General features: G+C 67.4%; 16 protein-coding genes and 3 rRNA genes. 3 read left to right on the top strand and 16 right to left on the bottom strand.

Translation table 11 applies throughout. The features are described from left to right. Positions 1–34: 34 nt before the first annotated feature. The 5 genes from AC3IYI_RS23065 to AC3IYI_RS23045 form a co-directional block, all read right to left on the bottom strand. Positions 35–1,702 carry a bifunctional uroporphyrinogen-III C-methyltransferase/uroporphyrinogen-III synthase gene (locus AC3IYI_RS23065; RefSeq protein WP_489405557.1) on the bottom strand — a complete coding sequence of 556 codons (1,668 nt, stop codon included), beginning with the start codon at positions 1,700–1,702 and terminating at the stop codon, positions 35–37. Continuing rightward, positions 1,699–2,667 carry a hydroxymethylbilane synthase gene (gene hemC, locus AC3IYI_RS23060; RefSeq protein WP_489405556.1) on the bottom strand — a complete coding sequence of 323 codons (969 nt, stop codon included), beginning with the start codon at positions 2,665–2,667 and terminating at the stop codon, positions 1,699–1,701. Before hemC ends, AC3IYI_RS23065 begins: the two co-directional genes overlap by 4 nt. Then, positions 2,664–4,538, bottom strand: a complete 1,875-nt coding sequence (locus tag AC3IYI_RS23055; RefSeq protein ID WP_489405555.1) for a glutamyl-tRNA reductase — start codon at positions 4,536–4,538, stop codon at positions 2,664–2,666. Before AC3IYI_RS23055 ends, hemC begins: the two co-directional genes overlap by 4 nt. After that, complete coding sequence (locus AC3IYI_RS23050) at positions 4,535–5,353, bottom strand: redox-sensing transcriptional repressor Rex (RefSeq protein WP_243340123.1); 819 nt, start codon at positions 5,351–5,353, stop codon at positions 4,535–4,537. Before AC3IYI_RS23050 ends, AC3IYI_RS23055 begins: the two co-directional genes overlap by 4 nt. A 273-nt stretch (positions 5,354–5,626) precedes the next feature. After that, positions 5,627–5,905 (bottom strand): glutaredoxin family protein, encoded by a 279-nt coding sequence (locus tag AC3IYI_RS23045; protein ID WP_489405554.1) that lies wholly within the window; start codon positions 5,903–5,905, stop codon positions 5,627–5,629. A gap of 116 nt (positions 5,906–6,021) precedes the next feature. Between AC3IYI_RS23045 and AC3IYI_RS23040 the strand changes: the two genes are divergently transcribed. The 3 genes from AC3IYI_RS23040 (at position 6,022) to AC3IYI_RS23030 (ending at position 9,711) form a co-directional block, all read left to right on the top strand. Further along, positions 6,022–7,032 (top strand): HAD family hydrolase, encoded by a 1,011-nt coding sequence (locus tag AC3IYI_RS23040; RefSeq protein WP_489405553.1) that lies wholly within the window; start codon positions 6,022–6,024, stop codon positions 7,030–7,032. Positions 7,033–7,393: 361 nt separating this feature from the next. Beyond that, positions 7,394–8,212, top strand: coding sequence for an ECF subfamily RNA polymerase sigma factor, BldN family (locus AC3IYI_RS23035; protein ID WP_243340126.1), 819 nt, complete (start codon positions 7,394–7,396; stop codon positions 8,210–8,212). Positions 8,213–8,499: 287 nt separating this feature from the next. Continuing rightward, positions 8,500–9,711 (top strand): DUF5667 domain-containing protein, encoded by a 1,212-nt coding sequence (locus tag AC3IYI_RS23030; RefSeq protein WP_489405552.1) that lies wholly within the window; start codon positions 8,500–8,502, stop codon positions 9,709–9,711. Between the two features lie 80 nt (positions 9,712–9,791). Here the strand turns inward: AC3IYI_RS23030 and AC3IYI_RS23025 are convergent, their stop codons facing one another. The 11 genes from AC3IYI_RS23025 to AC3IYI_RS22975 all read right to left on the bottom strand — a co-directional run bounded on the left by AC3IYI_RS23025 (position 9,792) and on the right by AC3IYI_RS22975 (position 21,836). Then, complete coding sequence (locus AC3IYI_RS23025; RefSeq protein ID WP_489405551.1) at positions 9,792–10,787, bottom strand: lysophospholipid acyltransferase family protein; 996 nt, start codon at positions 10,785–10,787, stop codon at positions 9,792–9,794. Then, complete coding sequence (locus AC3IYI_RS23020; protein ID WP_489405550.1) at positions 10,787–11,842, bottom strand: NAD-dependent epimerase/dehydratase family protein; 1,056 nt, start codon at positions 11,840–11,842, stop codon at positions 10,787–10,789. The genes AC3IYI_RS23025 and AC3IYI_RS23020 overlap by 1 nt, the downstream gene beginning before the upstream one ends. Positions 11,843–11,937: 95 nt before the next feature. Next, positions 11,938–12,036, bottom strand: a complete 99-nt coding sequence (locus AC3IYI_RS23015; protein ID WP_003948845.1) for a 30S ribosomal protein bS22 — start codon at positions 12,034–12,036, stop codon at positions 11,938–11,940. A gap of 141 nt (positions 12,037–12,177) precedes the next feature. Beyond that, the gene (locus tag AC3IYI_RS23010; protein ID WP_162688852.1) at positions 12,178–12,387 is read right to left on the bottom strand and encodes a helix-turn-helix domain-containing protein; all 210 of its coding nucleotides are present in this window, start codon (positions 12,385–12,387) and stop codon (positions 12,178–12,180) included. A gap of 114 nt (positions 12,388–12,501) precedes the next feature. Then, positions 12,502–13,332, bottom strand: coding sequence for a phosphatase (locus tag AC3IYI_RS23005; RefSeq protein WP_489405549.1), 831 nt, complete (start codon positions 13,330–13,332; stop codon positions 12,502–12,504). Between the two features lie 98 nt (positions 13,333–13,430). Further along, complete coding sequence (locus AC3IYI_RS23000; protein ID WP_489405548.1) at positions 13,431–14,603, bottom strand: acetoin utilization protein AcuC; 1,173 nt, start codon at positions 14,601–14,603, stop codon at positions 13,431–13,433. Continuing rightward, positions 14,554–15,774 (bottom strand): MFS transporter, encoded by a 1,221-nt coding sequence (locus AC3IYI_RS22995; RefSeq protein ID WP_489405547.1) that lies wholly within the window; start codon positions 15,772–15,774, stop codon positions 14,554–14,556. The genes AC3IYI_RS23000 and AC3IYI_RS22995 overlap by 50 nt, the downstream gene beginning before the upstream one ends. A gap of 59 nt (positions 15,775–15,833) precedes the next feature. Continuing rightward, the gene (locus AC3IYI_RS22990; protein WP_489405546.1) at positions 15,834–16,532 is read right to left on the bottom strand and encodes an HAD family hydrolase; all 699 of its coding nucleotides are present in this window, start codon (positions 16,530–16,532) and stop codon (positions 15,834–15,836) included. Positions 16,533–16,709: 177 nt separating this feature from the next. Next, positions 16,710–16,827: ribosomal RNA gene (rrf, locus tag AC3IYI_RS22985) — 5S ribosomal RNA — on the bottom strand. Positions 16,828–16,901: 74 nt separating this feature from the next. Continuing rightward, a 23S ribosomal RNA gene (locus AC3IYI_RS22980) occupies positions 16,902–20,025 on the bottom strand. Between the two features lie 286 nt (positions 20,026–20,311). Next, positions 20,312–21,836, bottom strand: a 16S ribosomal RNA gene (locus AC3IYI_RS22975). Together the 16S, 23S and 5S rRNA genes form the textbook arrangement of a ribosomal RNA operon. Positions 21,837–22,194 lie beyond the last annotated feature (358 nt).

Raw genomic sequence — 22,194 nt, 5'->3', positions numbered from 1 at the left:
CGGGCCCTGCCACGTAACACCGCTAAGGCGGCCATCAGGTCGTACGACGCCTGCGCGCCCCCGGCCGCCGCTCGCTCGGCCGGTACACGCTCTCCCCGGCCTCCTTCGCGGCCTCGCGGCGCGCCGCCCCGTACTCCGCCAGGGCCTCCGCCAGCTTGCCCACGCTCGGCTCCGGCGACAGCACGTCGACCCGGAGCCCGTGCTCCTCGGCCGTCTTGGCCGTGGCCGGGCCGATGCACGCGATGACGGTGACGTTGTGCGGCTTGCCGGCGATGCCGACCAGGTTGCGCACGGTGCTCGACGAGGTGAAGAGCACGGCGTCGAAGCCGCCGCCCTTGATCGCCTCACGGGTGTCCTGCGGCGGCGGCGAGGCGCGCACGGTCCGGTAGGCGGTGACGTCGTCGACCTCCCACCCGAGCTCGATCAGCCCGGCGACCAGGGTCTCGGTGGCGATGTCGGCGCGCGGCAGGAAGACGCGGTCGATCGGGTCGAAGACCGGGTCGTACGGAGGCCAGTCCTCCAGCAGTCCGGCCGCGGACTGCTCGCCGCTGGGCACGAGGTCGGGCTTGACGCCGAACTCCACCAGCGCGGCGGCGGTCTGCTCGCCGACGGCGGCGACCTTGATGCCGGCGAAGGCACGGGCATCGAGCCCGTACTCCTCGAACTTCTCGCGCACGGCCTTGACCGCGTTCACCGAAGTGAAGGCGATCCACTCGTAACGTCCCGTCACGAGCCCCTTGACCGCCCGCTCCATCTGCTGCGGGGTGCGCGGCGGCTCCACGGCGATGGTCGGCACCTCGTGGGGCACCGCACCGTACGAACGGAGCTGGTCGGAGAGCGAGGCTGCCTGCTCCTTGGTGCGCGGGACGAGCACGCGCCAGCCGAACAGCGGCTTCGACTCGAACCAGGACAGCTCCTCGCGGCGCGCGACGGCGCCGTGCTCCCCGACCACGGCTATGACGGAGCGCGCGCCCTCGGGCGACGGGAGGATCTTGCCCTGCTTGAACACCTGGGCGATGGTGCCCAGGGTCGCGCTCCACGTCCGCTGGCGGGTCGTCGTACCGGCCACGGTCACGGTGAGCGGGGTGTCGGGCTTGCGCCCGGCGCCGATCAGCTCGGCCGCGGCCGCCGAGACGGTCTCCAGCGTCGCGGAGACGACGAGGATGCCGTCGCTGGCGCCCACCTCGGTCCAGCAGCGCGCGGAGGCGGTCCGCGCGTTCACGAACCTCACGTCCGCACCCTGCTTGCCGGCCAGCGGAACACCGGCGTACGCGGGCACGCCGACGGCCGTCGCGACACCGGGGACGACCTCGAAGGGGATGCCGCCGGTGGCGCAGGCGAGCATCTCCTCGGCCGCGTTCCCGTCGAGTCCGGGGTCGCCGGTGACGGCACGGACGACCCGCCTGCCGGAGCGCGCGGCCTCCATGACAAGATTGGCGGCATCTCGGATGACCGGGACTCCGGCGGCTGCTGACTTCTCGTCAGCAATCGTCAGCTGTGGCGTGTCCACCCCCGCGCGCGCATGCGTACGTACGACCTCGAGCACCTCGGGCTCCGCGATCAGTACGTCCGCGGCGGCCAGGGCCTCCACGGCGCGAAGCGTCAGCAGTCCCGGGTCGCCCGGGCCGGCACCGAGGAAGGTGACGTGCCCCTGGACGGCGACGGCCGCAAAAGCGGAGGTGGTTGGGCTTGTGGGGTTCAAAGCGACCGCTCCCCCATCAGACCGGCTGCGCCCTTGGCCAGCATCTCGTCCGCGAGTTCGCGGCCGAGCGCCATGGCCTCGTCGTACGACTGGGGCACGGGACCGGTGGTGGACAGCTGCACCAGCGTGGAACCGTCGAGGGTTCCCACGACTCCACGCAGGCGCATCTCATTGACAATCTGCCCGTCGGCCAACAGGTCGGCGAGCGCGCCCACGGGGGCGCTGCAGCCGGCCTCCAGGGCGCCGAGCAGGGCGCGTTCGGCGGTCACGGCGGCCCGGGTGTGAGGGTCGTCGAGCTCGGCGAGCGCGGAAATCAGGTCCGTGTTGGATGCCAGGCACTCCACGGCCAGGGCACCCTGGCCGGGTGCGGGCAGCATGTTGTCCACGGAGATCAGGTCGGTGGCCTCGTCGCCGCGGCCGATCCGGTTGAGCCCGGCGGCGGCCAGCACGACCGCGTCGAGCTCACCGTCCCGCACGAAACCGATCCGGGTGTCGACGTTGCCGCGGATGGCGACGGTCTCGATGACCTTGCCGAGCGACTTGGCGTAGGCGTGCAGCTGCGAGGTGCGCCGCGGCGAACCGGTGCCGATGCGCGCACCGTCGGGCAGCTGCTCGAAGGTCAGGCCGTCGCGGGCGACGAGCGCGTCGCGCGGGTCCTCGCGCTGTGGCATGGCCGCGATGACGAGCTCGTCGGGCTGCGTGGTGGGCAGGTCCTTCAGCGAGTGCACGGCGAAGTCGACTTCACCGCGTACGAGGGCCTCGCGCAGGGCGGTGACGAAGACGCCGGTGCCGCCGATCTGCGAAAGGCTCTCGCGGGACACGTCACCGTAGGTCGTGATCTCCACGAGCTCGACGGGTCGGCCGGTGATCGCCCGTACCGCCTCGGCGACATGCCCGGACTGGGACATGGCCAGCTTGCTGCGCCGCGTGCCGAGCCTCAGCGGCTGGTCGAGACGTGGATTCATGATGCCCGTCCTGAGTCGTGGTTCTTGTCAGCCTCGTCGGCCCGGCTGACGGAGGCCACCGTCTGCGGGTCGAGATCGAAGAGTTCGCGCAGCGCCTCGGCGTACCCGGCGCCGCCGGGCTCGCTCGCGAGCTGCTTGACGCGCACGGTAGGCGCGTGGAGGAGCTTGTCGACGACGCGCCGCACGGTCTGGGTGACCTCGGCCCGCTGCCGCTCGTCGAGATCGGGCACCCGCCCGTCGAGCCGTGCCACTTCCATGGCGACGACCTCGGCGGCCATGGCGCGCAGGGCGACCACGGTCGGCGTGATGTGCGCGGCCCGCTGAGCCGCCCCGAAGGCGGCCACTTCCGCGGCCACTATCCCGCGGACGGCGTCGACGTCGGCGGCCATGGGCGCATCGGCGGATGCCTCGGCGAGCGACTCGATGTCGACCAGCCGAACGCCCGGGATCCGGTGCACGGCGGCGTCGATGTCCCGCGGCATGGCCAGGTCGAGCAGCGCGAGCCGTACGGGCGCGCCGTCCTGACTCCGTACAGTCCTACGAGGCTGCCGCTGCGCGGCGGCCTCGCCCTGGTCGGCCCAGGTCCCGTGCAGCTCCAGCGACCCGGCATCCACCCCGGCCAGCGCGGCCCGCCCATCGGCGTTCCGCCCCGGATCCGAAGCCAGCGCGTCGAGCCCCACAGGGCACCCGTCCCGCTCCTCGACGACAACCTTGCTCCGCACGGCCCCGGCATCGGCAAGCCTGCGCCCACCGGCAGAGGCGGCGGCAAGGCGCGCCACAAGCTCGGCGTCCACCAGCCCCGCCGAATCCAGCCGCACGGCCGGCTCAGCCGAATCCAGGCCCGCCGAATCCAGCCGCAGGGCCGGCTCAGCCGAATCCAGCCCCGCCGGCGTTTGAGGCGCGGGGGTCCGGGGGCTGGCCCCCGGCAACGGCGCCGCACCGGCATCGGGTCCGGGGCGAAGCTCCGGCTGGGGGTCCCCCCGGACGAAGTCTGGGGGATGGTGGAAGGGCGGGTAGGGGACGGCCCCCGCAGGGCGCTCCTCCATGGCCACGGCCACGTCATCCCCGGTCAGCACCAAGCCCGTGGCCCCGGTACACGACACGACGACGTCGACCCGAGCCAGCTCACCCGCGACAGCAGACATCGGCACGGCGCAAGCCGTAACCCCGGTGCCCGAGGCAACCAGAATCTCGGCCAACCGCTCCGCCCGCTCGGCGGTCCGGTTGGCAACCACAACCTCGGCGACACCAACCCGCGCCAACGTCGCCGCGGCCAGCGACGACATCGACCCGGCCCCGATGACGAGCGCCCGCTTCCCCGCGGCCCACTCCTCCACCGGCACCCGCACCGCGAGCTGCTCCAGCCCGAAGGTCACCAGCGACTGCCCCGCCCGGTCGATCCCGGTCTCGGAGTGCGCCCGCTTCCCGACGCGCAGCGCCTGCTGGAACAGATCGTTGATCAGCCGCCCGGCCGTGTGGAGCTCCTGCCCCAGCGCCAGCGCGTCCTTGATCTGCCCGAGGATCTGCCCCTCACCCACGACCATCGAGTCCAGCCCGCACGCCACCGAGAACAAATGGTGGACGGCCCGGTCCTCGTAGTGCACGTACAGATAAGGAGTGAGCTCCTCCAGCGCGACACCACTGTGCTGCGCCAGCAACGTCGACAGCTCGGCGACACCCGCGTGGAACTTGTCCACGTCGGCGTACAGCTCGATCCGGTTGCAGGTGGCGAGGACCGCCGCCTCCGTCGCCGGCTCCGCGGCCAGCGTGTCGTGCAGCAGTTTGACCTTGGCATCGGCGGCCAGCGAAGCGCGCTCCAGCACGCTCACCGGCGCACTGCGATGGCTCAGCCCTACGACGAGCAGACTCATGCCGGCATCACCGCCGGGACGTCCCCCTCGGGGCCGCCCTTCCGTGCGACGGCGGCGGCCCGTCCGGCGGGCGGCACGACGGCGGCGGCCGGAGCCGCCCCGGTGCCGGTGCCCGCGGCGGGACCGCCGGCGGCAGCCTGGGCCGCGGCTTCCTCGCCGGCCTTGCGCTGCTCGTGGAAGGCCAGGATCTGCAGCTCGATCGACAGGTCGACCTTGCGCACGTCGACGCCCTCGGGCACGGACAGCACGGTCGGCGCGAAGTTCAGAATGGAGGTCACGCCGGCGGCGATGAGCCGCTCGCTGACCTGCTGGGCGGCCCCCGCCGGGGTCGCGATGACCCCGATCGAGACGCCGTTCTCCTCGATGATCTTCTCGAGCTCATCGGTGTGCTGCACGGGCATCCCCGCCACCGGCTTCCCGGCCATGGCCGGGTCGGCGTCGATGAGCGCCGCCACGCGGAAACCGCGCGACGCGAAACCGCCGTAGTTGGCCAGCGCGGCGCCGAGGTTGCCGATGCCGACGATGACGACCGGCCAGTCCTGGGTCAGCCCGAGCTCACGGGAGATCTGGTAGACGAGGTACTCCACGTCGTACCCGACCCCGCGGGTCCCGTAGGAACCGAGGTAGGAGAAGTCCTTGCGGAGCTTCGCGGAGTTGACTCCGGCGGCCGCGGCCAGCTCCTCGGAGGACACCGTGGGCACCGATCGCTCGGAGAGCGCGGTGAGGGCGCGCAAGTACAGCGGAAGCCGGGCGACAGTGGCCTCGGGAATACCTCGGCTGCGGGTCGCCGGTCGGTGAGTTCGGCCAGTTGCCACGATGCTCCTGCGGGATGAGCGGGGCTGCAGGTGGCCTCTTGTCCCAGGACCACCCCGTCGAATGCAGGCTATGTCTTTGTGAACGCGTGCACAAAGATTGTGTCCGCTTTGTCCGAGCAAAGTGACCGGGGTCACGCGCCTTGGGCGTATGGACCGGGAACCGACGACACGCCGAACCCGTTCAATTCCCGAAGGGGGCAAAACGGTACACACTCCTCACCAATACGCCCCCGAGACCCCATAAATCGCCCATGATGGTAACCGCCCGACGGCTCAAGCCTGCAATGCCCGTCGGAGCCGGTCAGGGTTCACCCTCCAGAACGTGTGCTGTTCGCCGTCCACCAGCACGACCGGAATCTGCTCCCAGTGCAGGCGGTACAACTCCTCGTCCTGCGAAATGTCCTTCTTCTCCCACTGTGCACCGATCTCGGCACAGACCTTCTCGACCACTTCCTGGGCGTCGTCACAGAGATGACACCCCGGCTTCCCGATGAGCGTGACCACCCGCTCCTCCGGACGCTTCTTTTCGGCACGGCGCAGCAAAGGACTCATGCACCCATTCTCCCGCGCCCGCACCCCAACCGGCCCGGCCCCGGCGCACCGAAGAGTTCACACCACCGATTCCCATCGGTTCGGGAACTCCCGAACACAGTGGCTATGCTCGCGTCATGGCCGCTCTGGGATGGCTCACCCCCCGTAGGCGCTCCGCCACCGCGCGGAGCGTGCTGGCAGGCGAGGCCTCGGCCGAGGCCGCCCGCAAGACCGCACTGGCCGACGAACCGCCGGGCGGCCAGGACTTCCCCGGCGCGACGGAAGCGGAACGCCCGGCGGAACCCGAGGCCCCGCAGGAACCCGCCACACCCGCCGCACCCGCCACACCCGCCGTGCCCGAGTTCCCCGTAGCCGGCGACGATCTGGCCGCCGCCTTCTTCGACCTCGACAACACCGTCATGCAGGGCGCCGCGATCTTCCACTTCGGCCGCGGCCTCTACAAGCGGGAGTTCTTCCGCCGCCGCGAGCTCGCCCGCTTCGCCTGGCAGCAGGCCTGGTTCCGGCTCGCCGGGGTCGAGGACCCCGAGCACATGCAGGACGCCCGCGACAGCGCGCTGTCCATCGTCAAGGGACACAAGGTCTCCGAGCTGATGTCCATCGGCGAGGAGATCTACGACGAGTACATGGCGGTGCGCATCTGGCCGGGCACCCGCGCCCTGGCCCAGGCCCACCTCGACGCCGGCCAGAAGGTCTGGCTCGTCACGGCCGCCCCCGTCGAAACCGCCACGATCATCGCCCGCCGGCTCGGCCTGACCGGAGCCCTCGGCACCGTCGCCGAGTCCGTGGACGGCGTCTACACCGGCCGGCTGGTCGGCGAGCCGCTGCACGGCCCCGCCAAGGCGGAGGCCGTACGCGCCCTGGCCGCCGCCGAGGGACTGGACCTCGAGCGCTGCGCTGCGTACAGCGATTCGCACAACGACATTCCGATGCTGTCGCTGGTCGGACATCCGTACGCGATCAATCCCGACACAAAACTGCGCAAGCATGCCCGCACCAACGACTGGCGCCTGCGCGACTATCGGACCGGCCGCAAGGCCGTGAAGATCGGCGTCCCGGCCGCCGCGGGCGTCGGCGCGATCGCGGGCGGTACGGCCGCCGCGATCGCCCTGCACCGCCGGCGCAAGTAGCGGCTACGGGGCCCTGACCGGCCTCCCGCCCCACCACGCCCGGCACCCTCCCCCGCCCGGGACATTCGCTCACCTCTACCCGCGCCCCCGGCGCGGCACTCCGCCCTGCCCCACTCGGTCGCGAGCCACCGTGGAAGCAGGCATTCCGCGCACCCAAGTGATCAAGAATCGATCACCATCCGTGCCTGAATATGCCCTCGACACGCAACAGAAGTGTCGTAACCGGTGATTTGAGCAACTGGGTGTAGCGCTGCCTGTACGAAGCGTTATTCTCCTCAAACGCATGCCACCGCCATCTGTCGCTACGACGGGTGAACGGTCCCGCACTGCACGTGATGGAAGCTCTGCCTCTGGGAGTCCCGTGTACCCACCTGTCGGGGTTGACGCCTCGGGCCTGGCTACGCTGCGCGCAACGGTCCTCGACCAGCTGCGCGGCTTCGTCCCCACCGCGTACACCGTCCCCGCATTCGCCACCGCGGTCCCCGCCGGACTCGGCCCGGCCGGTCCCTGCTATGCCCTGACCGACGGCGGAGCAACGGTGGGCAGACGCGGTCGCGCCGGCGGCTCGTCCGCCGGGGGCGCAGCCGCCGGGACCACCGCGCCCGCCGCCCGCCGCCCCACCGCGGACAGCGACCAGGCCCGCATGATGGACCTGGTCGAACGCGCCCAGGCCGGCGAGGCCGATGCCTTCGGTCGCCTGTACGACCAGTACAGCGACACCGTCTACCGCTACATCTACTACCGCGTCGGCGGCAAGGCGACCGCGGAGGATCTCACCAGCGAGACCTTCCTGCGTGCGCTGCGCCGTATCTCCACCTTCACCTGGCAGGGCCGCGACTTCGGCGCCTGGCTCGTGACGATCGCCCGCAACCTGGTCGCCGACCACTTCAAGTCGAGCCGCTTCCGCCTGGAAGTCACCACCGGCGAAATGCTCGACGCCAACGAGGTGGAACGGTCCCCCGAGGACTCCGTCCTGGAGTCCCTCTCCAACGCGGCCCTGCTGGAAGCCGTACGGAAACTCAATCCGCAGCAGCAGGAGTGCGTGACCCTGCGCTTCCTGCAGGGCCTCTCGGTCGCCGAGACGGCCAGGGTGATGGGGAAGAACGAGGGTGCCATCAAGACCCTCCAGTACCGGGCGGTCCGCACCCTGGCCCGCCTGCTCCCCGACGACGCCCGCTGACGCCGCCCTCCTCTCACATTTCGGTACCCCTCCCTGATGACCTTGATGACACCGACGACCCCACCGACAACGACGCCACCTCCAGCAGGGTCGAATCCAACGACGCTGTGGTCCGATCATCCTTCGTCCGTAACCCAAGTGCCGCGCCGCTCGTTGTGGGGAATGCAGGCTCCCTGTGGACAAGCCCTGACCGAAGCCGCTCACTCGAAAGTGTGGATGTGCTCAAGGAAGGCAACCTTCCGGACACCTTGGGGAGTCGATCGTCATGACGAGAGGAGGTGCCGCCAGTGATCGCGAACGTGACTCCGCACCGGCGGGCGAACGCCTTCGCCCAGGCCCTGGAGGAGCGGACCCCGTCCGACCTTTCGGAACCGGACCCGGCGGCCGAGCAGTCCGAGGCACCTGCCGAACCTGCCGACCACGACCGGTTGTTGGCCCTGGCGAGCGTGCTCGGCGAAAGAATGCCGCGCCCGGTGCTGGACCCCGAGGTCAAAGTGGTGCAACGAGCCCAGCTCATTGCCGCCATGGAAGCCAAGGTGATGCAAGAGAGGGCCGGGGGCGGCGTGGCCGCCGACCCTCAAGTGCCCGAACAGCGGACCGGCCGCGGCGCCCACCGGGCGACCTCGCTCCGGAAATTGCGGCCCCGCTCCCGCTGGTCCAAGGGCATCGCGGCGGGCGGTCTCACCGTAGGTGTGGCCGCGGGGGCCTTCAGCGGCGTGGCCGCTGCCAGCACGGACGCCCTGCCGGGTGACCACCTGTACCCCGTGAAGCGAGGCATGGAGGACATCCGGCTCGGGATGGCCGACGACGATTCGGACCGGGGCGAGCTCTATCTCGACCAGGCCTCGAGCCGCCTGTCGGAAGCCCGCCGGCTCATGGAGCGCGGCCGTCTGGGCGCACTCGACCACGAGTCGCTCGGCGAGATCCGCCGAGCCCTCGCGGGCATGAAGCACGACGCCTCGGAGGGCCATCGGCTGCTCCAGGCCGCCTACGAACGGGACGGCTCGCTCGGCCCGATCCAGGCGCTGTCCTCGTTCTCCCGTTCACACCGGGACGCGTGGGCCAAGCTCCGGGGCAATCTCCCGGCGCAGCTCACGGACGTGGGCGGTGAGGTGGAGTCGGTCTTCCAGGCCATAGACCACGACGTGGCGCCGCTCCAGAGTCTGCTCCCGAAGCCTCCGGAACAGACCCGCGGCTCCGGCCCCTCCACGAAGCCGAGCGCCCCGGCGGGCAAGCAGCAGGCGACGCCCCCTCAGGGCGCCCCGTCCGCGGCCCCCAACCCGCCCACGGACCAGAGCTCGGGTTCCCCGAAGACCCCGCCCCCCGGCGGCGGTCTCCTGGGCGGCACGGGCAACCTCCTGAACCCGCCCACGGACCAGTCCACCCCGTCCACCGAGCCGGGCGGCACCCCGACCCCCGCCCACCCGGACATCACCCTCCCGCCCCTCCTCCCCGGCCTCCTCCCAGGCCTGGGCATCAACGCGGAGGACGCCGAGTAGCACCGAACAACGAAAAACGCCGGTGGGGCTGGATCACTCCAGCCCCACCGGCGTTTTCTTCGCGCTCAGCCAACGGCGCATCAGAAGAAGACGGACCTCCGCTGCACCAGCAGCTTGTACAGCGTGTGCTGGATCTGCTCCCGCACCTGATCCGTCAGGTTGAACATCAGCATCGGATCCTCGGCCGCCTCCGCCGCGTACCCGTCCGTCGGAATCGGTTCCCCGAACTGGATCGTCCACTTCGTCGGCAGCGGCACCGCCCCCAGCGGCCCCAGCAGCGGAAACGTCGGCGTGATCGGGAAGTACGGAATCCCCAGCAGCCGCGCCAGCGTCTTCGAGTTGCCGATCATGGGGTAGATCTCCTCCGCCCCCACGATCGAGCACGGCACGATCGGCGTCCCCGCCCGCAGCGCGGTCGACACGAACCCGCCCCGCCCGAACCGCTGGAGCTTGTACCGCTCTCCGAACGGCTTCCCTATCCCCTTGAAGCCCTCGGGCATCACGCCCACCAGCTCCCCGGCCTCCAGCAGCCGCTGCGCGTCCTCCGCGCACGCCAGCGTGTGCCCGGCCTTGCGCGCCAGCTCGTTCACCACGGGCAGCATGAACACCAGGTCCGCCGCCAGCAACCGCAGGTGCCGCTGCGCCGGGTGCTGGTCGTGCACCGCGACCTGGAGCATCAGGCCGTCCAGCGGCAACGTCCCGGAGTGGTTCGCCACGATCAGCGCGCCACCCTCCTTCGGGATGTTCTCGATGCCCTTGACCTCGACCCGGAAGTACTTGTCGTACAGCGGCCGCATCAAGGACATCAGGACCTGGTCCGTCAGCTCCTTGTCGTAGCCGAAGTCGTCGACCTCGTACTCCCCGGTGATCCGGCGCCGCAGGAACGCCAGCCCGCCGGCGATCCGCCGGTCCCAGCCGTCCCCCGCCGCCGCAGGCTCCGGTACGGCCTCCAGTGCGGCCCCCACCACCGGCTCCGGCCCGGCCGGCGGCTCCGGCGCGACCCGTACCCGCCGGGCAGGCGAAGACCGCCGTCGCGGCCGGTCCTCGTCGAACGGAATGACCTTGGCGTCCGCCACTATCGCTTCGCTCCATCCATGTCCACGTCCAGCAACCCGGCCACCCGGTCCACGGCCCGCCCCACCCGTTCCGGCGGCAGCAGCCCGCCGCCCCGGCTCCGCGTGAAGTCGGCGAAGGTCTCGGCGGTCGTATACATCGGCGCGAATCCCAGGACCTCGCGCATCTGCGTGGTCTCCACGACCCGTCCGTGCGTGAGGAGCCTTATCTGCTCGGGCGAGAAGTCCGTCGCCCCGACCGCCCGCAGCGCCGCGCCGACCCAGGTCACCGCGGGCAGCAGCAGCGGCACCGTCGGCCGTCCCAGCCGCCGCGCGCACTGCGACAGCAGCAGCACCCCGTCGCCGGCGATGTTGAAGGTGCCGCTGAGCCCGCCCGGCCCGCTGGTCTGCGAGGCGAGGCGCAGCACGTCCAGTACGTCGTCCTCGTGCACGAACTGCAACCGCGGGTCGTAGCCCAGCACGGTCGGGATCAGCGGCATCGAGAAGTACGCGGCGAGCGCCGAGTCGGCGAAGGGCCCGAGGATGTTGGCGAACCGCAGCACGCACACGGCGACGTCGGGCCGCCTGCGCGCGAAGCCCCGTACGTAACCCTCGACCTCGGTGGCGTCCTTGGCGAAGCCGGCGGCGGGCAGCGACTTCGGCTGCGTGGTCTCGGTGAAGACGGCCGGATCCCGCGAGGTGCCCCCGTACACACTGGTACTGGACTTCACCACGAGCCGCCGTACCGTCGGGGACTTCTGGCAGGCTCCCAGGAGCTGCATCGTCCCGATGACGTTGGTTTCCTTGACGGTGCTGTACGAGCCGGAGCCCGCGCCCGTCGCCGCTCCCCCGGTGACCGCGAGATGGACCACCGTGTCGACGGCGTTCTCGGCGAGCACCCGGGCGATGGCCGACTGTCTGATGTCCGCACGGACGAACTCGGCCGAGCCGAGCCGGTGCGGCGGGGTCACCGCGTCGACCGCGATCACCCGCTCCACTTCCGGGTCCCGCTGGATCCGCCGCACGAAGCGGCCTCCCAGTTGCCGGGCAGCCCCGGTGACCAGCACGACCTTCCCCACGAGCTCAGCGCCTCCCTCGAAGAAGTCCCCCGGCTGCACCGCAGCCCCTCCACCAGAATGGTGGAGGGGCTGCGGAATACACGTACAGCTGCCGTTTACTTCTTGTTACGGCGCTGGACGCGGGTGCGCTTGAGCAGCTTGCGGTGCTTCTTCTTAGCCATCCGCTTGCGCCGCTTCTTAATAACAGAGCCCACGACTACCCTCGCTCACTTCTCTTATTCGGTGCGGGGCGTCGGGGCCCACACGACCTACGTCGGCCTAGCCTACCCGCCCGAGCTCTGAGCTTGTAATCCGCGTGCCCCCGAGGGGTAATCGCGGGCTCCCGACCCTCGCCCTCAGGCCGATTCCACCCCCACGAAGGACTCGCGGAGGTACTCGTGCACCGCGTTTTCCGGGACCCGGAAGGACCGGCCCACCCGGATTGCGGGCAGATGTCCGTTGTGCACCAAGCGGTACACGGTCATCTTCGACACTCGCATCACCGAGGCGACCTCCGCCACGGTCAGGAACTGAACCTCACTGAGAGGCCTCTCGCCAGCAGCCATGACACACCTTGACCTTCCGCGCATGACGGGCACCGGCTTCCCCTCCGGTTACGCCCCGTCGTCGCACGCTCACTCACCAGAGTAGGGGCGTGTGATACGAGTGGGGAAGAGGAGCTACGTCCACTCCTGCCGACCCGACAGACTCGCCCGATTGAGTACATAGCGAGTAAGGGGCCGGTAGTAGTCCGCGCGCACCGCGTCATCAAGCGGAACCGCCACCGACACCTGTCCCTCGGCTTCCCCCACGAACAGCGCGGGATCATCGGTATCGGCCAGCCCGATCGCCTCCACACCGAGCTGACCTGCACCGCAGACCCACCCGTGGTCCCCCACCACCAGCTCCGGCAACGGCCCGCCGGCCTCCGCCAGCGCCCCGAGCGCGATCCGAACCGGCAGCGGCGAATGGGAGTGCGCGCCGGTGTCACTCCCGTCCGGCCGCGCGCCGTCTTCCCGCACCAGTGCGACCCCTCGTACGTAATCGATGCGGTGCGTGCGTACGCCGAACCGGGTCTGCATGTCGACGCGCACCCCCCGCGCCGGAGTGAGGACATCACATCCCGCCGCCGACAACGCCCCCGCCAAGGTGGCGTAGAAGCCCAGGAGCCGGTGCGGGTGCCCGGTCCCGAACAACACCGGCGCCCGCGCCCCGGCCGCCGCCCGCAGCCTCCCCGCGAAGGCCTCCAGCCCCGCCACCGTCAGCTCGGGATCGATCACGTCCGGCCCGCTGACGTGCGCGGGATCCGCCGAGACCCCGCACTTCTGCGCCATCAGCCGCAGCAGATCACCCTCGCCCCACGCCCACGCCGGATCCAGCCCCAGCAGCACCCGCGGATCCCGCGCCGCGAACAGCCGGTAACTGCGCAGGCTTTCCTCCCGAGAGGTCGCGACGGGCCCGGCCAGGCGGGCGGCCAGCAGATGCGCACGCAACGCGCCGGTACTCAACACCCTCCCGATGCTCCCGCACCCACCCTGACGGATCGCCAGTTCCGGCCAATCCCCCCACCGTTGGCGTAACCCCTCCAGCAGACTGGGCCCCGCAGGGCTCAGGCCAGCAGCCCGCGCAGCGGGAACACCGCCCGCCGGGTGGCCAGTACGGCCTGGTCGATCCGGTCCGCAGGGTCGTACCCGGCATCCCAGTCCCGCCAGCCCGGCACCCGCCCATCCGTCATCCGCCCGGGCGCCAACAACCGCGTCCGCGCATACACCGCATCCCGCCAAGACCCCGGCACAGCCGTCTCGGGATCGATAGGCCGATGCCCGGCGATAGCCACCAGATGCGTCCACGACCGCGGCACGACGTCGACCACGGCGTACCCGCCCCCACCGAGCGCCAGCCACCGCCCGCCCTCCCCACAGGAGTGGGCCAGCTCGTGACAGGCCTCCATCACCGCCCGCTGCGCGTCCAACGACACCGCCAGATGCGCGAGCGGGTCCTCGAAGTGCGTATCGGCCCCGTGCTGCGTCACCAGCACCTGGGGCCGGAAGTCCTCCAACAGCTCCGGCACCACCGCGTGGAAGGCCCGCAGCCACCCCTCGTCCCCGGTCCCCGCGGGCAGCGCGATGTTCACCGCCGACCCCTCCGCCGCCGGCCCGCCGGTCTCCTCCGGCCAGCCCGTCTGCGGATACAGCGTCCGCGGATGCTCGTGCATCGAGATCGTCAGCACCCGGGGGTCGTCCCAGAACGCCGCCTGCACCCCGTCCCCGTGGTGCACGTCCACATCCACGTACGCGACCCGCTCGGCCCCCAGCTCCAGCAGCCGCGCGATCGCCAGCGCCGCGTCGTTGTACACACAGAACCCCGCCGCCCCACCGGGCATCGCGTGGTGCAGCCCGCCGGCGAAGTTCACGGCGTGCTCGGCCTCCCCGCGCCAGATCGCCTCGGCCGCCGCCACCGACTGCCCGGCGATCAGCGCGGACGCCTCGTGCATCCCGTGGAACGCCGGATCGTCCGCCGTCCCCAGCCCGTACGAGCCGTCGGCGGCCCCGGGGTCGGCGGACACCGCGCGCACCGCGGCGACGTAGTCCTCGCGGTGCACCAGCCGCAGCGTCGAGTCACCGGCCGGCCGGCCCGACCGTACCTCCAGCTCCCGGTCGAGCCCGAAGGCCCGTACCAGGCCCATGGTCAGCTCCAGGCGCACCGGGTCCATCGGATGGCCCGGCCCGAAGTCATACTTCGTTACCGCCTCGTCCCACATCAACAACCCGCGGCCGCTCATGCCGGACACCGTATCGGGCGGGCTCCGAAGCGAACGAGCGGGCATAGAAAAGAGTGACGAGGACCAGCACCATCGGCACGAGCATCGCCCCCCGGTAGCTCCAGGCGTCCCCGATCCCGCCCACGAGCGGCGCCCCGATCAGGAATCCGACGTAGTTGAAGATGTTGAGCCGCGCGATGGCGGTGTCGGAGGATCCCGGGAACAGCCGGCCCGCCGCGGCGAAGGTCTGCGGGACGATCACGCACAACCCGAACCCCAGCAGGGTGAAGCCGAGCATCCCCACCCACGCCCCGGGCGCCACCGCGACCACGGCGAACCCGCCCGCCGCGACGACCGTCCCGATCCGTACGACGGCCACGGCCCCGAAGCGCCGCACCCCGAGGTCGCCCACGGCCCGCCCGAGCAGGGTGGTCACCATGTAGACGTTGTAGGGAACGGTGGCGAGCTGCTCGGAGCTGCCGAGCACGTCCTGGAGGTACTTGGCGCTCCAGTTCGACACCGTCGAGTCCCCGATGTACGCACAGGCCATCACCAGGCACAGCGGCAGCAGCAGCTTGAACCCGCCCGGCCCGAGCCCCTTGGCCTCGGCGGAGCCGGCCGCCTTGGCGTCCTGGTCCACGTAGAACCGGCTGGCGAGGAGCGCGAGCGGCAGCAGGACCACCACGGCGGGCAGGTAGGAGCTGAACAGCGAGAGGTGCCAGTGCGCCCCGGCCCATGCGGCGGAAGCGCCCAGGATCCCGCCGAGGCTGTAGGAGGCGTGGAACCCGAGCATGATGCTGCGCCCGTACGCGCCCTGCAGGCTCACCCCGAGCATGTTCATGGAGGCGTCGAGCGCCCCCACGAACAGCCCGAACGCCCCGAGGGACAGCGCCACGTGCCACATCTCGCTGCCCGCGCCGACTCCGAGCAGCGCGAGCAGCACGAGCGGCTGCGCCCACCGCAGTACGGTGCTGGGCGCGACCCGCTTCACCAGGTGCTCGGTGGCCACGCTGGACACACCGGCGAGGATCGGCACGGCGGCCAGGAAGACGGGCAGCAGTGCGTCGGATATCCCGTACCGGTCCTGAATGGCGGGGATCCGCGTCACGAGGAGCGCGAAGGCCACGCCCTGCACGAAGAAACTGAACCCCAACGCCCCGCGCCCGCGGCGCAGCCGCACGTCTGCTGTCATGGCGGCTCAGCGTAGGCGCCGGTCCTACCGGTGGGTAGAGCGATCACATATCGATTGGGTCAGTGCGAGAACCCACCGCTGTGGCCGGTGTATCCGGAGCCGGCGCCCTCCGCCAGCCCCAGCAACCCGGCCAGTTGGTTCATGTCGCCGAAGTACCCGGTGGCGCCGGGCAGCCGGTCGGCGGGCACCATCGCGGTGTACCCGAGCACGTCCATCCCCGCGGCCAGCGCGGCCTGGATACCCAGCGGGCTGTCCTCGACGACCACGCACCGGGAGGGCGCCACACCCATCTGGTCCGCCGCGTGCAGGAACAGGTCCGGGGCGGGCTTCCCCTGCCCCACGTCCTCCGAGCTGAAGAGCCACTCTTCCTCGAACCATTCGTCGAGCCCGGCCGCCCGGTGCCCGACCCGGATCCGCTCGTGGCTCCCGGAAGACGCGAGGCAGTACGCGGTCCCGCTCTCGACCAGAGCCGCCAGCACCCCCTCGACCCCGGGCACCGGCTTGAGCTCCCGCTCGAAGGCCGCGAAGGTGCGCGTGTACAGCGTGCTGTCGAAGTCGGCCGGCAGCGCCTGCCCGGTCCGCTCCCGTACGAGGTCGTGGATCCGGTGGACCGCGCCCCCCATGTAGTCGCGGAGCGACTCCTCGTACGAGGTCGGGTGCCCCAGCTCGGTCAGGTACCCGGCGAGGATGCTATTGGCGAGCGGCTCACTGTCCACCAGCACGCCGTCGTTGTCGAAGATGACGAGGTCGTAGCCCATGCGACAACCCTACGAGCCGTCAGGGCCAATCCAGCCGGACCCCATGCCGGGCATCCGCAGGACATCCAAAGATCCTGGCCGGCTCCCGCTCACCCTCAGCTAAGTTTTGGCCCAGAACGCAGAAAAGCCCCGCACCGAACCCTATAAGGGTTGGTGCGGGGCTTTCCCACAATGATTGTTCGGCGGCGTCCTACTCTCCCACAGGGTCCCCCCTGCAGTACCATCGGCGCTGAAAGGCTTAGCTTCCGGGTTCGGAATGTAAACCGGGCGTTTCCCTAACGCTATGACCACCGAAACACTATGAAGTTAACCAAACCGGATATGACACAGTTCGTTACTTCAGAACTAACACAGTGGACGCGAGCAACTGAGGACAAGCCCTCGGCCTATTAGTACCAGTCAGCTCCACCCGTTACCGGGCTTCCACATCTGGCCTATCAACCCAGTCGTCTACTGGGAGCCTTACCCTCTCAAGGAGGTGGGAATACTCATCTTGAAGCAGGCTTCCCGCTTAGATGCTTTCAGCGGTTATCCCTCCCGAACGTAGCCAACCAGCCATGCCCTTGGCAGGACAACTGGCACACCAGAGGTTCGTCCGTCCCGGTCCTCTCGTACTAGGGACAGCCCTTCTCAATATTCCTACGCGCACAGCGGATAGGGACCGAACTGTCTCACGACGTTCTAAACCCAGCTCGCGTACCGCTTTAATGGGCGAACAGCCCAACCCTTGGGACCGACTCCAGCCCCAGGATGCGACGAGCCGACATCGAGGTGCCAAACCATCCCGTCGATATGGACTCTTGGGGAAGATCAGCCTGTTATCCCCGGGGTACCTTTTATCCGTTGAGCGACGGCGCTTCCACAAGCCACCGCCGGATCACTAGTCCCGACTTTCGTCCCTGCTCGACCCGTCGGTCTCACAGTCAAGCTCCCTTGTGCACTTACACTCAACACCTGATTGCCAACCAGGCTGAGGGAACCTTTGGGCGCCTCCGTTACTTTTTGGGAGGCAACCGCCCCAGTTAAACTACCCATCAGACACTGTCCCTGATCCGGATCACGGACCGAGGTTAGACATCCAGCACGACCAGAGTGGTATTTCAACGACGACTCCACAACCACTGGCGTGGCCGCTTCAAAGTCTCCCACCTATCCTACACAAGCCGAACCGAACACCAATATCAAACTATAGTAAAGGTCCCGGGGTCTTTCCGTCCTGCTGCGCGAAACGAGCATCTTTACTCGTAGTGCAATTTCACCGGGCCTATGGTTGAGACAGTCGAGAAGTCGTTACGCCATTCGTGCAGGTCGGAACTTACCCGACAAGGAATTTCGCTACCTTAGGATGGTTATAGTTACCACCGCCGTTTACTGGCGCTTAAGTTCTCAGCTTCGCCACACCGAAATGTGACTAACCGGTCCCCTTAACGTTCCAGCACCGGGCAGGCGTCAGTCCGTATACATCGCCTTACGGCTTCGCACGGACCTGTGTTTTTAGTAAACAGTCGCTTCTCGCTGGTCTCTGCGGCCACCCCCAGCTCACGGAGTAAATCCGATCACCAGTGATGGCCCCCCTTCTCCCGAAGTTACGGGGGCATTTTGCCGAGTTCCTTAACCATAGTTCACCCGAACGCCTCGGTATTCTCTACCTGACCACCTGAGTCGGTTTAGGGTACGGGCCGCCATGAAACTCGCTAGAGGCTTTTCTCGACAGCATAGGATCATCCACTTCACCACAATCGGCTCGGCATCAGGTCTCAGCCTTATATGAGGGACGGATTTGCCTACCCCTCGGCCTACACCCTTACCCCGGGACTACCACCGCCCGGGCTGGACTACCTTCCTGCGTCACCCCATCGCTTACCTACTACAAGTCTGGGTCACCGGCTCCACCACTTTCCTTTCCCCGAAGGGTCCGGAACGGCTTCACGGGCTTAGCATCGCCTGATTCGATATTGGGCGTTTCAAAGCGGGTACCGGAATATCAACCGGTTGTCCATCGACTACGCCTGTCGGCCTCGCCTTAGGTCCCGACTTACCCTGGGCAGATCAGCTTGACCCAGGAACCCTTAGTCAATCGGCGCACACGTTTCTCACGTGTGTATCGCTACTCATGCCTGCATTCTCACTCGTGAACCGTCCACAACTAGCTTCCGCTGCTGCTTCACCCGGCACACGACGCTCCCCTACCCATCACAGCGGGCGTTGGCCCTATTGCTGCAATGACACGACTTCGGCGGTACGCTTGAGCCCCGCTACATTGTCGGCGCGGAATCACTTGACCAGTGAGCTATTACGCACTCTTTCAAGGGTGGCTGCTTCTAAGCCAACCTCCTGGTTGTCTCTGCGACTCCACATCCTTTCCCACTTAGCGTACGCTTAGGGGCCTTAGTCGATGCTCTGGGCTGTTTCCCTCTCGACCATGGAGCTTATCCCCCACAGTCTCACTGCCACGCTCTCACTTACCGGCATTCGGAGTTTGGCTAAGGTCAGTAACCCGGTAGGGCCCATCGCCTATCCAGTGCTCTACCTCCGGCAAGAAACACGTGACGCTGCACCTAAATGCATTTCGGGGAGAACCAGCTATCACGGAGTTTGATTGGCCTTTCACCCCTAACCACAGGTCATCCCCCAGGTTTTCAACCCTGGTGGGTTCGGTCCTCCACGAAGTCTTACCTCCGCTTCAACCTGCCCATGGCTAGATCACTCCGCTTCGGGTCTAGAGCGTGCAACTCAATCGCCCTATTCGGACTCGCTTTCGCTACGGCTTCCCCACACGGGTTAACCTCGCTACACACCGCTAACTCGCAGGCTCATTCTTCAAAAGGCACGCAGTCACGACCGTTATTCCGAAGAATAACGGCGACGCTCCCACGGCTTGTAGGCACACGGTTTCAGGTACTATTTCACTCCGCTCCCGCGGTACTTTTCACCATTCCCTCACGGTACTATCCGCTATCGGTCACCAGGGAATATTTAGGCTTAGCGGGTGGTCCCGCCAGATTCACACGGGATTTCTCGGGCCCCGTGCTACTTGGGAGATTCTTAAGCAAGCCGCTGATGTTTCGTCTACGGGGGTCTTACCCTCTACGCCGGACCTTTCGCATGTCCTTCGACTACATCAACGGTTTCTGACTCGCCGACCGGCCGGCAGACCGATCAAAAGAATTCCCACAACCCCGCATGCGCAACCCCTGCCGGGTATCACACGCATACGGTTTGGCCTCATCCGGTTTCGCTCGCCACTACTCCCGGAATCACGGTTGTTTTCTCTTCCTGCGGGTACTGAGATGTTTCACTTCCCCGCGTTCCCTCCACACTGCCTATGTGTTCAGCAGTGGGTGACAGCCCATGACGACTGCCGGGTTTCCCCATTCGGACACCCCCGGATCAAAGCTCAGTTGGCAGCTCCCCGGGGCCTATCGCGGCCTCTCACGTCCTTCATCGGTTCCTGGTGCCAAGGCATCCACCGTGCGCCCTTAAAAACTTGGCCTACAGATGCTCGCGTCCACTGTGTAGTTCTCAAGCAACGACCAGCCACCCATCACCCCACCAGACAAGCTGGCGAGTTCACTGGGGCCGGCATCACGAAGATAAAGCCTTACGGCCGTACCCTCAGATACCCAACAACGTGCCAAGCACGATCCCCCGTCAGTGAGTCACTTTCCACGCCGAAGCAGTACTTGTGATCCATCCAGGAAACCGTGCCAACTAATCAACGTTCCACCCTGAGCTGACCGTGCAGAACGTTTGTCTGCAATCGGTACTGTGCTCCTTAGAAAGGAGGTGATCCAGCCGCACCTTCCGGTACGGCTACCTTGTTACGACTTCGTCCCAATCGCCAGTCCCACCTTCGACAGCTCCCTCCCTTACGGGTTGGGCCACCGGCTTCGGGTGTTACCGACTTTCGTGACGTGACGGGCGGTGTGTACAAGGCCCGGGAACGTATTCACCGCAGCAATGCTGATCTGCGATTACTAGCAACTCCGACTTCATGGGGTCGAGTTGCAGACCCCAATCCGAACTGAGACCGGCTTTTTGAGATTCGCTCCACCTCACGGTATCGCAGCTCATTGTACCGGCCATTGTAGCACGTGTGCAGCCCAAGACATAAGGGGCATGATGACTTGACGTCGTCCCCACCTTCCTCCGAGTTGACCCCGGCGGTCTCCTGTGAGTCCCCATCACCCCGAAGGGCATGCTGGCAACACAGGACAAGGGTTGCGCTCGTTGCGGGACTTAACCCAACATCTCACGACACGAGCTGACGACAGCCATGCACCACCTGTATACCGACCACAAGGGGGGCACTATCTCTAATGCTTTCCGGTATATGTCAAGCCTTGGTAAGGTTCTTCGCGTTGCGTCGAATTAAGCCACATGCTCCGCTGCTTGTGCGGGCCCCCGTCAATTCCTTTGAGTTTTAGCCTTGCGGCCGTACTCCCCAGGCGGGGAACTTAATGCGTTAGCTGCGGCACCGACGACGTGGAATGTCGCCAACACCTAGTTCCCAACGTTTACGGCGTGGACTACCAGGGTATCTAATCCTGTTCGCTCCCCACGCTTTCGCTCCTCAGCGTCAGTAATGGCCCAGAGATCCGCCTTCGCCACCGGTGTTCCTCCTGATATCTGCGCATTTCACCGCTACACCAGGAATTCCGATCTCCCCTACCACACTCTAGCTAGCCCGTATCGAATGCAGACCCGAGGTTAAGCCTCGGGCTTTCACATCCGACGTGACAAGCCGCCTACGAGCTCTTTACGCCCAATAATTCCGGACAACGCTTGCGCCCTACGTATTACCGCGGCTGCTGGCACGTAGTTAGCCGGCGCTTCTTCTGCAGGTACCGTCACTTTCGCTTCTTCCCTGCTGAAAGAGGTTTACAACCCGAAGGCCGTCATCCCTCACGCGGCGTCGCTGCATCAGGCTTTCGCCCATTGTGCAATATTCCCCACTGCTGCCTCCCGTAGGAGTCTGGGCCGTGTCTCAGTCCCAGTGTGGCCGGTCGCCCTCTCAGGCCGGCTACCCGTCGTCGCCTTGGTGGGCCATTACCCCACCAACAAGCTGATAGGCCGCGGGCTCATCCTTCACCGCCGGAGCTTTTAACCCCCGCCCATGCAGGCAGGAGTGTTATCCGGTATTAGACCCCGTTTCCAGGGCTTGTCCCAGAGTGAAGGGCAGATTGCCCACGTGTTACTCACCCGTTCGCCACTAATCCACCCCGAAGGGCTTCATCGTTCGACTTGCATGTGTTAAGCACGCCGCCAGCGTTCGTCCTGAGCCAGGATCAAACTCTCCATGAATGTTTACCGGTTATCCGGTGCACACGCACTTAGAGCGGGACAGTCATGTCGGAATAAGACCGACCGTCCACTGCGTCCTCGCTGTGTAATTGCCTGCAAGTATCAGGGCCGAAGCCGCGACCTCACAGGTCTTTTTCAAAGGAACCTCATCCACCGAAATGGACGGGGTATCAACTTTTTGGCGTTGATTTTTGGCACGCTGTTGAGTTCTCAAGGAACGGACGCTTCCTTTGTACTCACCCTCTCGGGCTTTCCTCCGGGCTTTCGTTCTGTTCTGTTCTTGCGTTTCAGACTCTATCAGAGTCTGTCTCGCTTGTTTTCCGCCTTCCAGTTCTTCGCTTTCGCGTTTCCCTTTCCG

It is taken from the genome of Streptomyces sp. GL_148, from assembly GCF_057834205.1.
This window is presented reverse-complemented; position numbering and strand designations above follow the sequence as displayed.